The organism is Rathayibacter sp. AY1D1 (assembly GCF_002932635.1).
Lineage (GTDB): Bacteria > Actinomycetota > Actinomycetes > Actinomycetales > Microbacteriaceae > Rathayibacter.
In genome coordinates this window covers 118,871-132,736 of the sequence record NZ_PSVY01000005.1, presented here as the reverse complement: position 1 = coordinate 132,736, position 13,866 = coordinate 118,871, and the positions used below count along the sequence as shown (strand labels likewise).

Below are 13,866 nucleotides of genomic sequence, written 5' to 3'. Positions count from 1 at the left end.
GGTTCGGCACGCACGATCAGCCGGCCGGAACGCACCTCTAGCTCAATCGGCAGAGCAACTGACTCTTAATCAGTGGGTTCTCGGTTCAAGTCCGAGGGGGTGCACCACCAGCCCCGCACCTCCTCGTGAGGTGCGGGGCTTCGTCGTTCCCGGTCCGAGTCCGTTCCCGACCTCCTCGGAGCGCCCGCGGGGGGAGCGCCGGCCCGTGCTCACTCGCTGGAGGGTGCGGCGGTCGACGGGTCGAGCAGCGGCAGGACTCCGCGGAAGCCGGCGCTCGTGGAGCCGATCCCGACGTCGAGCGCGTCTAAGGCCCGGGCCTGGTCGTCTGCGGCGGCGGTCAGGCTCAGGGTGATGCCCGTCCGCGTGAAGGTCCGGGCGACGGTGCTCCAGGCGAGGTCGACGTCTCCGTCCGCCGACGCCAACAGGCGCCTGAGCATCCGCACGGTGTCCGGCGCAGAATGCGGACCGACCCCCGTTCGCGTGGCAGGATCTCCGTTCGCTTCCGTTTCCCCTCCAGAAAGGACCGATGTGCCCGAAGACGTCCTCCCCGTGATCGGCTCGATCGCGCTCGCCGTGGTGATCGCGGTCGTGATCGCCGTGGTCGCGACCGCCGTCGTCGCCCTCGTGCTGCGCTCGGTCGGCAAGCGCAAGACCTGGGCGCGCCTGCTGATCCGGCGTCTGCGCATCCCGTTCCGCGTGCTGCTGATGACCATCGCGGTCTGGGCCGCGCTCGCCGCCACCGTGTCGGGCGACCCCTGGCCGGGTCTCGTGCAGCGGGTGTTCCAGATCGCCACGATCGGCGCGGCGGCGTGGGTGATCGGATCCCTGTTCGTGTTCCTCGAGGACCTGGGCGCCGAGCGCTACCGGACCGACACGGCCGACAACCGCCGGGCACGCCGCCTCCGCACGCAGATGACGATCATCCGGAGGGTCGCCGTGGCGGCCGTCGTGGTCATCGCGATTGGCGCCTCGCTGCTGACCTTCCCCGAGGCCCGTACGGCCGGTGCGAGCCTCCTGGCCTCGGCCGGCGTGCTCTCGATCGTGGCGGGCCTGGCCGCGCAGTCGAGCCTCACGAACATCTTCGCCGGGATGCAGCTCGCCTTCAGTGACGCCATCCGCCTGGACGACGTGGTGATCGTCGAGACCGAGTGGGGGCGGATCGAGGAGATCACGCTGACCTATGTCGTCGTCCACCTCTGGGACGACCGCCGCCTGGTGCTGCCCACGAACTACTTCACGACCCAGCCGTTCCAGAACTGGACCCGCACCGGGTCCGAGCTGCTCGGCGCCGTCGAGCTCGACCTGGACTGGCGGGTGAGCCCCGAGCAGATGCGCGACGAGCTGCACCGCATGCTCGAGGAGACGGACCTCTGGGACCGGCGCACCAGCGTGCTGCAGGTGACCGACGCGACGGGCGGCTTCGTCCGGATCCGGGTGCTCGTCACCGCAAAGGACGCGCCGACGCTCTTCGACCTGCGCTGCTACGTGCGCGAGCGGCTCGTCTCGTGGCTGCACGAGAACGACCCCGTCGCCCTGCCGCGTCAGCGCGTCGAGATGGAGCGGGAGCCCGCTCGCGCCGCGACCCCGCGCCGGCACGGGTCCTCCGCCCCGGACAACCTGTTCTCGGGCGACGAGCGCTCGAACGAGCGGGGGGCGATGTTCACAGGTCTCATCGACCTGCGGGACACCCCGAAGCGGGACACCCCGAAGCGGGAGCTGCCGCCGCGGGACTGACTCCTGCGAGGACGCCGCTCGCACGGCCGCGCCCGGGGTGCGCGCGGCGAGCGGCGTCCCGCAGAGCGGTCAGCGGTTCACGGAGCTCATGTCGGCGTAGCGGTCGCCGACGGGGGCCTCGAGCGCGCCGAGGACGTCGAGCTGCTCCGCGGTCAGCACGAGGGCGTCCGCGGCCGCGTTCTCCTCGATGCGCGAGACGCGCTTGGTGCCCGGGATCGGAGCGATGTCCTCGCCCTGGGCGAGCAGCCAGGCGAGCGCCACCTGCGCGGCGGTCGCGTCCGCCTCTGCCGCCACACGGTCGACGGCCTCCACGATGCGGAGGTTCGCCTCCAGCGCTCCGTCGGCGAAGCGGGGGTTGTCGCGGCGGAAGTCGTCGCTGCCCAGCTCGGCGACCGAGCGGATGCTGCCCGTGAGGAAGCCGCGGCCCAGCGGCGAGTACGGGACGAAGCCGATGCCGAGCTCGCGGAGGACCGGCAGCACCTCCGCCTCGGGGTCGCGGGTCCACAGCGAGTACTCGGACTGCACAGCGGTGACCGGGTGCACGGCGTGAGCGCGCCGGATCGTCGCGGGCGCCGCCTCCGAGAGGCCGTAGCCGCGGAGCTTGCCCTCCTGGATCAGCTCCGCGAAGGCCCCGGCGGTCTCCTCGACCGGGACGCCCGGGTCCATGCGGTGCTGGTAGTAGAGGTCGATGCGGTCGGTGCCGAGGCGCGCGAGCGAGCCCTCGACGGCGAGCCGCAGGTTCTCCGGGGAGCCGTCGAGTCCGCGGCCCCCGTCGCCGCGGTGGCGGATCATGCCGAACTTGCTCGCCAGCACCACCTCGTCGCGGCGGCCTGCCAGCGCGCGGCCGAGCAGCTCCTCGTTGGTGTACGGGCCGTAGATCTCGGCGGTGTCGAGGAACGTGACGCCGAGATCGAGGGCGCGGTGCACGGTGCGGATCGACTCCGCGTCGTCGGTGCCGGCGCCGGTGTAGAACGCCGACATGCCCATCGCGCCGAGACCGAGGCGCGAGACCTCGAGAGCGGCGACGTCGGATCCGAGGGTGATCGTCTTCATCAGTGGGTGGTCCTCTCCTGGTACGCCGCGATCTTGATGTCGATCGCGGCGAGGCTGGCGTGTGTCCGGGCGAGCTGCGCCTCGACCTCCTCGCGGTGCGTCCGGAGCAGCGCGAGGCGCTCCGGCTCCGTGGCGGGCCCGATCCGGAGGAGCCGGGCGTACTCGCGGATCCTCGCGATCGGCATCCCGGTCCCGCGGAGCTTGGTGAGGAAGTCGACCCAGCCGACGTCGGCCGGCCAGTAGCGGCGGTGCTGCGTCGAGGCGCGCTCGACCGGGTCGAGCATGAGCCCGGCGCGCTCGTAGTAGCGCAGGGTGTGCACGGTGAGACCGGTGACGGCGGCGACCTGCGAGATCGACAGTACCTCCGGCTCGGCCGGGGCGGCGGTGGCGGTGGACATGGCGTCAACCTACGACTTCGAGTGCGCTCGAGGTCAAGCGGGAGCGGGCGACTCAGCCGACCTCGCGGCTGAAGCCCAGGAGGGCCTCGGCGATGCGGGCGTCCGCCTCCTCATGGCTGATGGTCGCCTCGCCGTCGCCCGCCTGCGGCCCGTACCAGCCGAAGTCGGCGTGGTTGGCGCCGTCGATCTCGACGAGGTCGGCGGAGGAGGGCAGCCGGACGCTCGCGTCGGCGACCTTCTCCGGCGTGCTGAGCCCGTCCTCCGATCCGCTGACGCTGAGGACGGGGAGCCCGGAGCCCGAGAGGTCGTTCGCGCAGTAGCTGCCGAGCAGCACCAGGCCCGCCACCGCCGGGTCCTCGGCCCACTGGCAGGCCTTCACGCCGCCGAGGGAGTGGCCGCCGACGAGCCAGCGGTCGACGCCCTCGGCCTGGCTGGTGAAGTTCTCGAGGGAGCGGAGGTCGAAGAAGGCCAGGTGCAGGATCGGCCGCGTGATCACGACGGTCGCCCCGGCCTCGACCAGCGGAGCCAGGGTCGCCTCGTAGGAGGAGGCGTCGACCTTCGCTCCGGGGATGAAGACCAGGCCCGTGCCGGCCAGCTCACCGGTCGAGGTCGGCGTCATCACGAGCGCGTCGTCCGTGCGCTCGACCGCGATCGCCGGATCGGCGCGCACGCGGGCGAGGGCGTCCTCGTCGGGGCCGCTGACGATCGAGCTCCAGGTGAGGAAGCCGAGGACCGCGACTCCGAGGACTCCGCCGATGCTCGCGAGAACGACGCGGCGGCGCCTCATCGGGCTGCCGCGATCGCGTCGGCCGCCTGCACCAGGGCGAGGTGGGAGAGGGCCTGGGGAGTGTTCCCCGCGTGCCGGCGGCCCTCGACGTCGTACTCCTCCGAGAGGAGGCCCACGTCGTTGCAGAGCCCGACGAGCCGGTCCATCAGGGTCCGCGCGTCGTCGATCCGGCCGGAGTCGGCGTACTGCCGGACGAGCCAGAAGGAGCAGGCGAGGAACGGGTGCTCGCCGCCGGCGAGGCCGTCGACCGAGGACTCGGTCCGGTAGCGGTGCAGCAGGCCGTCCTGCAGGAGCACGCGCTCCAGCTCGGCGACGGTGCCCAGCATCCGCGGGTCGTCGGCGGGGACGAACCCGACCATCGGCAGCACGAGGAGCGACGCGTCGACCTCGGGCGAGCCGTAGGACTGCACGAAGTGGCCGCGCTCGGCGTCGAAGCCCTGGGCCTCGATCTCGGCGCGCACCTCGTCGCGGAGGCGCTCCCAGGTCTCGACCGGACCGGGCAGGCCGTTCTCGCGCACGGCGCGGACGCCCCGATCGAGCGCGGCCCAGATCATGACCCGCGAGTGCGTGAAGTGCCGCGGCTCGCCCCGGATCTCCCAGATGCCGTTGTCCGGCCGCTGCCAGTTGGTCTCGACGAAGCCCAGGAGCGCGCGCTGGAGCGGCCAGGAGAACTCCGTCTCGTCCACTCCGGCCACGCGGGCCTCGTGCAGAGCGACCATCACCTCGCCGATCACGTCCGCCTGGTACTGGTCGACGGCGGCGTTCCCGATCCGCACGGGGGAGGCGCCGTCGTAGCCGGGCAGGCTCGGCATCTCCCGCTCGGGCAGGTCGCGCTCGCCGGCGAGGCCGTACATGATCTGCACGTCCTCCGGCGCGCCCGCGACCGCGCGGAGCAGCCAGGCCCGCCACTTCTGCGCCTCCTGCTCGAACCCGTGCGCGAGCAGGGCCTGCAGGGTGAGCGAGGCGTCGCGGAGCCAGACGTAGCGGTAGTCCCAGTTGCGGGCGCCGCCGAACTGCTCCGGGAGCGAGGTGGTCGCCGCCGCGACGATGCCGCCGGTCTCGTCGTCGGTCAGGGCGCGGAGGGTCAGCAGCGAGCGGACGACGGCGTCGCGGTGCGGCCCGTCGTAGTCGATCGCCGACGCCCACTCGGACCACCAGGAGAGCGTGCGCTCCAGCGCGCGGTCGACGTCGAGGCGCTTCGGCGCCCGCTGGTGCGAGGGGAACCACGCCATCGAGAGGTCGACGACCGCGTCCGCGTCGACGTCGAACTCCGCCGCGTGGGCGTGGTCGACGGCCTTCAACCGCACTCCGCGCACCACGACCGCGTCGGGCCCGGCGACGGCGACGAGCAGCGGATCCTCGTCCGTCCCCTCCTGCCGCACCCACGGCATGGTGCGGGCGTAGTCGAAGCGGATGCGCAGCTCCTGCCGCATCCGGACGGTCCCCGACACTCCGCGCACCCGGCGCACCAGCTCGGCGCGCTCGTCGCGCAGCGGCATCACATCGACCACCTCGACGACGCCGGTGGGCGTCGTCCACCGGGTGACCAGCGCGAGCGTGTCGCCGAGGTAGTGGCGCTCGCTCGTCGCCTCCCCGTCCACCGGCCGGAGCGACCAGCGCCCCTGGTCGTCGCCGCCGAGGAGGGCGCCGAAGACGGAGGCGGAGTCGAAGCGCGGCAGGCACAGCCAGTCGATCCCCCCGTCGCGGGAGACGAGAGCGGCCGTGCGGCAGTCGGAGAGGACGGCGTAGTCCTCGATCGGGGAGACCATGCGGCGATCCTCTCAGGTGCGGCTGTGGCCTCCCAGTCAAGGCGGAGCGGGGCTCTTCAGCGCCGCCGTAGGGTGAGCCGCATGGCACAGACCGTCTCGACCCTGCTCATCCTCGGAGCGACGGGGGACCTGTCCTCGCGGCTCCTCCTCCCCGCCGTCGGCCAGCTGCTGACCCGCGAGACCGACCGGCGGGTCCACCTCGTCGGCGCGGGACGCGAGGACTGGACCCAGGAGCACTGGCACGAGGTGCTGACCGCCTCCTTCGCCACCGTCGAGGCGCAGGGCGAGGGCGTGGACGCGCTCACCTCCGGCACGCGCTACCAGCAGGTCGACGTCACCGATCCGGAGGCGCTCGCCGCACTGCTCGCGAGCTGCGCCGGTCCGGTGGCGGTCTACTTCGCCCTCCCGCCGGCGATCGCGGCGAAGGCCTGCGAGGCGCTCGCCGCCCACGACCTGCCGGAGGGCACCGTGCTGGCGCTGGAGAAGCCGTTCGGGACCGACGAGGCGAGCGCGCACGCCCTCAACCAGCGCCTCGCCGCGCTGGTCCCCGAGGACCGCATCCACCGCGTCGACCACTTCCTCGGCCGCGCGACCGTGATGAACGTGCTCGGCCTGCGCTTCGCCAACCGGATCCTCGAGCCGCTGTGGTCGGCCGAGCACATCGAGAGCGTCGAGATCGTCTACGACGAGCAGCTGGCCCTCGAGGGGCGGGCGAGCTACTACGACGGCGCGGGCGCGCTGACCGACATGATCCAGAGCCACCTGCTGCAGGTCCTCGCGGTGATCGCGATGGAGCCGCCGTCCTCGCTCGACGCGGCCGACCTCCGGGACGCGAAGTCGATCGTCCTGCGCGCCACCCGCCTGCACGGCGACGACCCCGCCGCGAGCTCGCGCCGCGCCCGCTACACAGCGGGGACGATCGACGGACGCGAGCTGCCCGCCTACGCGGACGAGAAGGGGGTGGACCCCGCTCGCCGGACCGAGACGCTGGCCGAGCTGGTCGTCGAGATCGACACCTGGCGCTGGGCCGGCGTGCCGTTCACCCTCCGCTCCGGCAAGGCGCTCGGGGAGCGGCGGCGCGAAGTGGTCATCCGCTTCAAGCCGGTGCCGCACCTGCCCCGCGGCTTCGTGGGCACCGAGGCGCCGTCCGTGCTGCGGCTGTTCCTCGCGCCCGACCAGATGTCGCTCGAGCTGAACATCAACGGCCCCGGCGACCCGTACACGCTCGAGCGCGCCTCGCTGGAGGCGACCTTCGGCGCGGGCGAGCTGCTGGCGTACGGCGAGGTCATCTCGGGGATCCTCGACGACGACCCGTCGCTCTCGGTCCGCGGGGACGCCGCAGAGGAGTGCTGGCGCATCGTGCAGCCCGCGATCGACGCGTGGCACGCGGACCGGGTGCCGCTCGACGAGTACCCGGCGGGCAGCGAGGGACCCGGGAGCTGGCCGACGCTCTGACGGGCGGCCGGGGGAGGGGCGGCTACGGGGATCTCGAGACGGCGGCCGCGCCGCCTCCTCGATCAGCGGGAAGGGCGACGTCGCTCGTCGGGTCGGCCGGAGGGCGAGCCCGCCGGCCGACCGCTCGGGTCAGGAGCGGGTCGCGACGGGGGTGTCGACGGCGACGTCGGCGGGGGCCGGCTCCGCCCAGACGGCGATCGGCTTCGGCTCCCAGGTGAGGGCGGCCGGCTCCACCGGGGGAGTGGAGGCGCGCATCACGGGGATCGCCTCGGTGACCGGGGACGACGTCCGCTCGGCGCCGGCGCGGAGCTGCTCCTCCTGGATGGCGGCGGAGAGCTCGTGGGCGAGGGAGCGCGCGAGCATCCCGTGGAAGATCGGGTCGCGGTCGTCGTGGCTGCGGCGCGTGACGACCCAGGCGCCCTCGGATCCGACGAAGGCCGCGAGGCGCTCGTGGACGACGGCGAAGAGCTCGTCCTGCGTGAGGACGGGGGCCGCCTCGACGACCTCGGGGGCCGCCTTGCGACGCCTCAGACGAAACCTCATGACGAACCCCGTTTCCCGTGCCGGCAGCGACTGGGAACAGTGTCGCCGCCACCGGGTCGGGAGACCGGTTGACACGCCGCCCCGCGGGGAGGCGGCGCGTCAGGAGGGCCTAGCGGTCGCGCTTCTTGCCGCGCTCCTCCTTGACGATCTCCTTCGAGTCGTAGGACACGGAGCCCAGGGCGACGGTGACCGAGATGGCCCAGCTGACCCACTGGAGGGCCAGGCGCCAGTCGCGCGGGCCCTTGCGCGTGGTCTGCAGGATCGACCAGCCGCCGACGATCGCGCTGATGACGCTGGAGTTGAGGATGAACTTGCGCATGCGTGTGCCTCCCGTGTTCACCCCGACGCTAGCGGGTGCGAAAGCTCTCAGAGGAACGCTTGACAGCACCGAGGGGTTGTCCCGCTACGGTGGACCGCCGCCGGGACCCGAATCCTCGAGCCGGGGCACGCCGAGGAGAACGGGAACGACATGCGCACGGCTGTGATCGGGGCGGTGCTGCTCGTCGTCGGGGCGGTGGCCGTCGTCACGGGGGTCCTCCCGATGGACGCGCTGGGCGAGCTGGTCGAGCGGACGGCGCCGATCCTCGGCTTCGTGGTCGCGGTGACCGTGGTTGCCGAGCTGGCCTCCGAGGCCGGCGTGTTCACGGTGGTCGCCGAGCGCTCCGCCGAGTGGGGCCGCGGGCGGACCGCGGTGCTCTGGCTGCTGGTGGTGGCGATGGCCGTCGTCAGCACGGTGTTCCTCTCGCTCGACACGACCGCCGTGCTCCTGACCCCGGTCGTGGTCCTGCTCGCGGCGCACGTGCGCGTCCCGCCCCTGCCGTTCGCGATGGCCACGGTCTGGCTGGCGAACTGCGCCTCCCTCCTCCTCCCCGTCTCGAACCTCACCAACCTGCTCGCGCAGCGGCGCCTGGGGGTCGAGGGCCCCTTCGCCTTCGCCGCGCTGACCGCGGTGCCCGCGCTCGTCGCGGCCGTCGTGCCCGTGCTGATCCTCGCGATCCGCTACCGGCGCGAGCTGGCCGGGCGCTACACCCCGGGGGAGCGGACGCCGGTGGAGGACCGGGTGCTGCTCATCGGCGCGGGGACCGTCGTGGCGCTGCTCCTGCCGGCGCTCGTCTCGGGCCTCGAGGTGTGGATCCCGGCGACGGTCGCCGCGGTCGCGCTGATCGTCCTCTTCGCGGTGCGCCGTCCCGCGGCGCTCACGCCCGCCCTCCTGCCGTGGCAGCTCGTCGTCTTCGCGGCGGGCCTCTTCGTGGCGATGGAGGCGGCGCACCAGCTCGGGCTGGGCGCGGCGCTCGCCGTGGTCGCGGGGGAGGGGAGCGGGACGCTCGACCTGCTGCGCCTCGCCGGCTCCGGCGCGGTCGCCTCCAACCTGGTCGACAACCTGCCCGCCTACCTCGCCCTCGAGCCCGTCGCGGCGGATCCGCTCCGCCTGGTCGCCCTGCTGATCGGCGTGAACGCCGGACCGTTGATCACCCCGTGGGCCTCGCTCGCCACCCTGCTCTGGCACCAGAGGCTGACCGCGCTGGGCGTGCACGTCTCGTGGCGCCAGTACGCGCTCCTCGGACTCGTCGCGGTCGTCCCGACGGTGGGCGGAGCGACGCTCGCCCTCGCCCTCGTGCAGGGCTGATCCCCCGTCCCCCGAGCGGGGCCGGCTGATAGCCTCGACGGGCACGACGACGGCTCGACCGACGAAAAGGGACCACCATTCCTCCGCACTCCGCCTCCGCCTCCTCCGCCGCTGACAGGACCGACGCCGGGACCTCGGGAGGGACCGAGCGCAACGCGTTCGTGGTCGTCTCGAACCGCCTCCCCGTGGACCGCGTCGTGGCCGAGGACGGCACCGCGTCCTGGAAGACCTCGCCCGGCGGGCTGGTCACCGCGCTCGAGCCCGTGATGCGCGCGAACGAGGGCGCCTGGGTCGGCTGGCCCGGCGTGGCCGACGAGGAGGTCGCCCCGTTCGTCGACAACGGCGTGCAGATCGTCCCCGTCGCCCTCAGCGCGCAGGAGCTCGAGGACTACTACGAGGGCTTCTCGAACGACACGCTCTGGCCGCTGTACCACGACGTGATCGCGCCCCCGACCTACCACCGCGACTGGTGGGACGCCTACGTGCGGGTCAACCAGCGCTTCGCCGAGGCGGCCGCGGCCGTGACGGAGGAGGACGGCGTGGTCTGGGTCCAGGACTACCAGCTCCAGCTCGTGCCCAAGATGCTGCGGGAGCTCCGGCCCGACGTCACGATCGGCTTCTTCAACCACATCCCGTTCCCGCCCTACGGGATCTTCGCGCAGCTCCCGTGGCGCCGGCAGATCGTCGAGGGCCTGCTCGGCGCCGACGTGATCGGCTTCCAGCGCCAGGGCGACGCAGGCAGCTTCCTGCGCGCGGTCCGGCGCCTGCTGGGCTACGACACCCGCAGCACGGTCGTCGAGGTCCCGGTCGAGGAGGAGGCCGTCGGCGGCACCCGCCGCGTCAACCGCTCGCGGCGCGGGGCGAGCGTGCGCCCGGTCGTCGCCCGGCACTTCCCGATCTCGATCGACTCCGCGTCGTTCGAGGCGATGGCGCGCACCCCCGAGTTCCAGGCCCGCGCCGCCGAGATCCGCGCCGAGCTGGGCAACCCCGCGACGATCATGCTCGGCGTCGACCGGCTCGACTACACCAAGGGGATCGGCCACCGCCTGAAGGCCTTCGGCGAGCTCCTGGCGGACGGCCGCCTCACCTCCGAGGACGCGGTGCTGGTGCAGGTCGCGAGCCCGAGCCGCGAGCGCGTGGACACCTACCGGCAGCTGCGCGACGACATCGAGCTGCAGGTCGGCCGGATCAACGGCGACTACAGCACGCTCGGGCACCCGGCGATCAGCTACCTCCACCACGGCTACCCGCGCGAGGAGATGGTGGCGCTCTACCTCGCCGCCGACGTCATGCTCGTCACGGCGCTGCGCGACGGGATGAACCTCGTCGCGAAGGAGTACGTCGCGTCCCGCTTCGACAACGACGGCGTGCTCGTGCTGAGCGAGTTCGCCGGAGCGGCCGACGAGCTCAAGCAGGCCGTGCAGGTGAACCCGCACGACATCTCGGGGCTGAAGGACGCGATGGAGGCCTCGGCGCGGATGCCGCGCGTCGAGCGCACCCGGCGCATGCGCGCGCTCCGTCGCCGCGTGCTCGAGAACGACGTGGCGCGCTGGTCCGAGTCGTTCCTCTCCGCTCTCGCGGAGCACGCGGCCGGCCAGCAGCTCGACGTGCGGCCCGCCGCCCGCGGGCAGGAGGCGCCGCACGGCCAGGAGGCCGAGCACCGCGACGACGCGGCCCACGGACAGGCGGCCGAGCTCGAGCGGGAGGCCGCCGACGACCGCGAGCTCGACGGCGGCGCGCGATGAGCGAGGGAGTGCCCGAGCGGCTCGCGGCGGCGCTGCGGGAGCTCGCCGCGACCGATCGGCTCCTGGTGGCCCTCGACTTCGACGGCACCCTCGCGCCCGAGGTCGACGACCCCGCCCGCGCGCGGGCGCTCCCCGAGGCGCGCGAGGCCGTGCTGCGGCTCCTCGCCCTCCCCGGCACCCGGGTCGCGCTGGTCTCCGGCCGGGCGCTCGGGAGCCTGGAGGAGGTCTCGCAGCTGCCGGACGAGGCGCTGCTGGTCGGCTCCCACGGCATCGAGATCCGCCTCGACCCCGAGGAGGACGCGGTCCGGCTCGACGACGACGAGCTCGAGAAGGTGGGAGTGCTCGAGGACGTCCTGAAGGGCATCGCCCGCGGGATCGACAACGTCTGGATCGAGGACAAGCCGGCCGGCTTCGCCCTGCACACCCGCCTCGCGACCGAGCGCCACAGCCGCGTCGCCCACGTCGTCGCCCTCTCCGAGGCGCGCGCCGAGGTGCAGGGGGTCACCATCCGCGAGGGGAAGAACGTCCTGGAGTTCTCGGTCCGCTCGACCACCAAGGGCGAGGCCGTGCAGCACCTCCGCCGCTACACCGGCGCGACCGCCGTCCTCTACGCGGGCGACGACGTGACGGACGAGGACGCCTTCGCGGTCCTCGGCTCCGGCGACGTCGGCATCAAGAGCGGCGAGGGCACCACCGCGGCCTCCTACCAGGTCCGCGGTCCCGAGCAGGTCGCGCACGCACTCCGGCTGCTGGCCGACCTGCGCGCGGAGTAGCAGCCCCCTTCCGGCGGTCAGCGCCGGCGGGTCCCGGATCGCCGACTCGCCGAGGACGGCCGTCCGCCGACGCGGGGAGCGGCCGTTCGCGACGAGTCGGAGATCCGCGGGGACGTCCGCGTCCGGTGCCGCTGCCGGAGGCCGTGGCAGGAACGGGTGCGCGGGCCGGTCCGGGTCCGCCCGGCGAGCAGGGGCACTGCGCGCGAGGCGGTAGCCTCATCGCATGCCGGAAATCGATTGGAAGCCCCGCTCGCGCACCGTCACGGACGGCATCGAGGCCACGACGTCGCGCGGGATGCTGCGGGCGGTCGGGATGGGCGATGACGACTGGGAGAAGCCCCAGATCGGCATCGCGTCCTCGTGGAACGAGATCACCCCCTGCAACCTCTCGCTCGAGCGCCTCGCGCGCTCCGCGAAGGAGGGCGTGCACTCCGGCGGCGGCTACCCGCTCCAGTTCGGCACCATCTCCGTCTCGGACGGCATCTCGATGGGCCACGAGGGCATGCACTTCTCGCTCGTCTCCCGCGAGGTCATCGCCGACTCCGTCGAGACCGTGATGATGGCCGAGCGCCTGGACGGCACCGTCATGCTGGCCGGCTGCGACAAGTCGCTGCCCGGCATGCTGATGGCCGCGGCCCGCCTCGACCTCGCCGCCGTGTTCGTCTACGCCGGCTCGATCGCACCGGGCTGGGTCAAGCTCTCGGACGGCACCGAGAAGGACATCACGATCATCGACTCCTTCGAGGCCGTCGGCGGCGTCAAGGCCGGGATCATGTCCGAGGAGGACGCCAAGCGCATCGAGTGCGCCTTCGCCCCGGGCGAGGGATCCTGCGGCGGCATGTACACCGCCAACACCATGGCCAGCGTCGCCGAGGCGCTCGGCATGAGCCTGCCCGGCTCCGCCTCGCCCGCCGCCGCCGACCGCCGCCGCGACTACTTCGCCCGCAAGTCCGGCGAGGCCGTCGTCGAGCTGCTGCGCAACGGCACCACGGCCCGCGACATCCTCACCAAGGAGGCGTTCGAAAACGCGATCGCGGTGGCGATGGCCTTCGGCGGGTCGACCAACGTCATCCTGCACCTGCTCGCGATCGCCAACGAGGCCGAGGTCGACCTCACGATCGACGACTTCAACCGCATCGGCGACACGATCCCGCACATCGGCGACCTCAAGCCCTTCGGCAAGTACGTCATGAACGACGTCGACCGCCACGGCGGCGTCCCGGCCGTGATGAAGGCGCTCCTGGACGCCGGGCTGCTCCACGGCGACTGCCTGACGGTCACCGGGAGAACGGTCGCCGAGAACCTCGCCGCGATGGACATCGCACCGCTGGACGGCGAGGTCATCCGCACCCTCGACAACCCGATCCACGCGACCGGCGGGCTCACCATCCTCAAGGGCTCGCTCGCCCCCGAGGGCGCGGTCGTCAAGACCGCCGGCTTCGACGCCTCCGTCTTCGAGGGTCCGGCCCGTGTGTTCGAGCGCGAGCGCGCCGCGATGGACGCTCTGACCGAGGGCCGGATCGAGAAGGGCGACGTGGTGGTCATCCGCTACGAGGGCCCCAAGGGCGGCCCCGGCATGCGCGAGATGCTCGCCATCACCGCCGCCATCAAGGGGGCCGGGCTCGGAAAAGATGTACTACTGTTGACGGACGGACGATTCTCAGGCGGCACAACCGGCCTGTGCATCGGCCACATAGCTCCCGAATCGGTGGACGCAGGTCCCATCGCATTCGTTCGCGACGGAGACCCGATTCGGGTCGACATCGCCGCTCGCTCGATCGACCTACTCGTCGACGAGTCCGAGCTCGCCGCCCGCCGAGAAGGCTGGGCCCCTCTCCCTCCGCGCTACACCCGCGGTGTCCTCGCCAAGTACGCCAAGCTCGTCCGCTCGGCAGCCGAGGGCGCCGTCACCGGGTGACCCGGCCCGCTCCGGCCGGCCGCGCACTCGCGTTCCCGGGCACTCGCCTCCGGCTCTGCCCGCC

At 73.0% G+C, this 13,866-nt stretch carries 13 protein-coding genes and 1 tRNA gene; 7 read left to right on the top strand and 7 right to left on the bottom strand.

Translation table 11 applies throughout. From position 1 onward, the window contains the following. The first annotated feature begins 31 nt into the window (after positions 1–31). Positions 32–107: transfer RNA gene (locus C5C56_RS05650), tRNA-Lys, on the top strand. Between the two features lie 102 nt (positions 108–209). Here C5C56_RS05650 and C5C56_RS17750 read toward each other — a convergent pair. After that, the gene (locus C5C56_RS17750; RefSeq protein ID WP_181131484.1) at positions 210–437 is read right to left on the bottom strand and encodes a hypothetical protein; all 228 of its coding nucleotides are present in this window, start codon (positions 435–437) and stop codon (positions 210–212) included. Between the two features lie 91 nt (positions 438–528). On the opposite strand from C5C56_RS17750, the gene C5C56_RS05645 reads away from it, so the two are divergent. Next, on the top strand, positions 529–1,734 hold the full coding sequence (locus C5C56_RS05645) for a mechanosensitive ion channel family protein (RefSeq protein WP_258063236.1): 1,206 nt from the start codon (positions 529–531) through the stop codon (positions 1,732–1,734). A 69-nt stretch (positions 1,735–1,803) separates the two neighbouring features. Here C5C56_RS05645 and C5C56_RS05640 read toward each other — a convergent pair whose 3' ends face one another. Genes C5C56_RS05640 through C5C56_RS05625 form a run of 4 tightly spaced genes read right to left on the bottom strand, consistent with a single transcriptional unit; the run spans position 1,804 to position 5,741 of the window. Further along, positions 1,804–2,787 carry an aldo/keto reductase gene (locus C5C56_RS05640; protein ID WP_104238158.1) on the bottom strand — a complete coding sequence of 328 codons (984 nt, stop codon included), beginning with the start codon at positions 2,785–2,787 and terminating at the stop codon, positions 1,804–1,806. Then, positions 2,787–3,185 carry a MerR family transcriptional regulator gene (locus C5C56_RS05635; RefSeq protein ID WP_104319221.1) on the bottom strand — a complete coding sequence of 133 codons (399 nt, stop codon included), beginning with the start codon at positions 3,183–3,185 and terminating at the stop codon, positions 2,787–2,789. Before C5C56_RS05635 ends, C5C56_RS05640 begins: the two co-directional genes overlap by 1 nt. A gap of 52 nt (positions 3,186–3,237) precedes the next feature. Continuing rightward, positions 3,238–3,972 carry an alpha/beta hydrolase gene (locus C5C56_RS05630; protein ID WP_104319220.1) on the bottom strand — a complete coding sequence of 245 codons (735 nt, stop codon included), beginning with the start codon at positions 3,970–3,972 and terminating at the stop codon, positions 3,238–3,240. Further along, positions 3,969–5,741, bottom strand: coding sequence for a glycoside hydrolase family 15 protein (locus tag C5C56_RS05625; protein WP_104223549.1), 1,773 nt, complete (start codon positions 5,739–5,741; stop codon positions 3,969–3,971). Before C5C56_RS05625 ends, C5C56_RS05630 begins: the two co-directional genes overlap by 4 nt. An 81-nt stretch (positions 5,742–5,822) precedes the next feature. Here C5C56_RS05625 and C5C56_RS05620 point away from each other — a divergent pair, with 81 nt between their 5' ends. Beyond that, entirely contained in the window at positions 5,823–7,196 is a 1,374-nt protein-coding gene (locus tag C5C56_RS05620) for a glucose-6-phosphate dehydrogenase (RefSeq protein WP_181065465.1), read from the top strand. A gap of 129 nt (positions 7,197–7,325) precedes the next feature. Here C5C56_RS05620 and C5C56_RS05615 read toward each other — a convergent pair whose 3' ends face one another. Both C5C56_RS05615 and C5C56_RS05610 read right to left on the bottom strand, forming a co-directional pair. Continuing rightward, positions 7,326–7,739, bottom strand: coding sequence for a hypothetical protein (locus tag C5C56_RS05615; RefSeq protein ID WP_104233213.1), 414 nt, complete (start codon positions 7,737–7,739; stop codon positions 7,326–7,328). A gap of 109 nt (positions 7,740–7,848) precedes the next feature. Beyond that, positions 7,849–8,058, bottom strand: coding sequence for a hypothetical protein (locus C5C56_RS05610; protein WP_104223546.1), 210 nt, complete (start codon positions 8,056–8,058; stop codon positions 7,849–7,851). A gap of 150 nt (positions 8,059–8,208) precedes the next feature. Between C5C56_RS05610 and C5C56_RS05605 the strand changes: the two genes are divergently transcribed. From C5C56_RS05605 to ilvD, 4 genes are all read left to right on the top strand, one after another. Then, positions 8,209–9,366 carry an SLC13 family permease gene (locus C5C56_RS05605; RefSeq protein WP_104247451.1) on the top strand — a complete coding sequence of 386 codons (1,158 nt, stop codon included), beginning with the start codon at positions 8,209–8,211 and terminating at the stop codon, positions 9,364–9,366. Between the two features lie 161 nt (positions 9,367–9,527). Then, complete coding sequence (locus C5C56_RS05600) at positions 9,528–11,111, top strand: trehalose-6-phosphate synthase (RefSeq protein WP_104319219.1); 1,584 nt, start codon at positions 9,528–9,530, stop codon at positions 11,109–11,111. Continuing rightward, positions 11,108–11,884: a trehalose-phosphatase gene (gene otsB, locus C5C56_RS05595; RefSeq protein WP_104319218.1), complete on the top strand. Its 777-nt coding sequence runs from the start codon at positions 11,108–11,110 to the stop codon at positions 11,882–11,884. The genes C5C56_RS05600 and otsB overlap by 4 nt, the downstream gene beginning before the upstream one ends. 223 nt (positions 11,885–12,107) lie before the next feature. After that, a complete protein-coding gene (gene ilvD, locus C5C56_RS05590; RefSeq protein ID WP_104233215.1) occupies positions 12,108–13,802 on the top strand; it encodes a dihydroxy-acid dehydratase in 1,695 nt (564 codons plus the stop codon). Positions 13,803–13,866 lie beyond the last annotated feature (64 nt).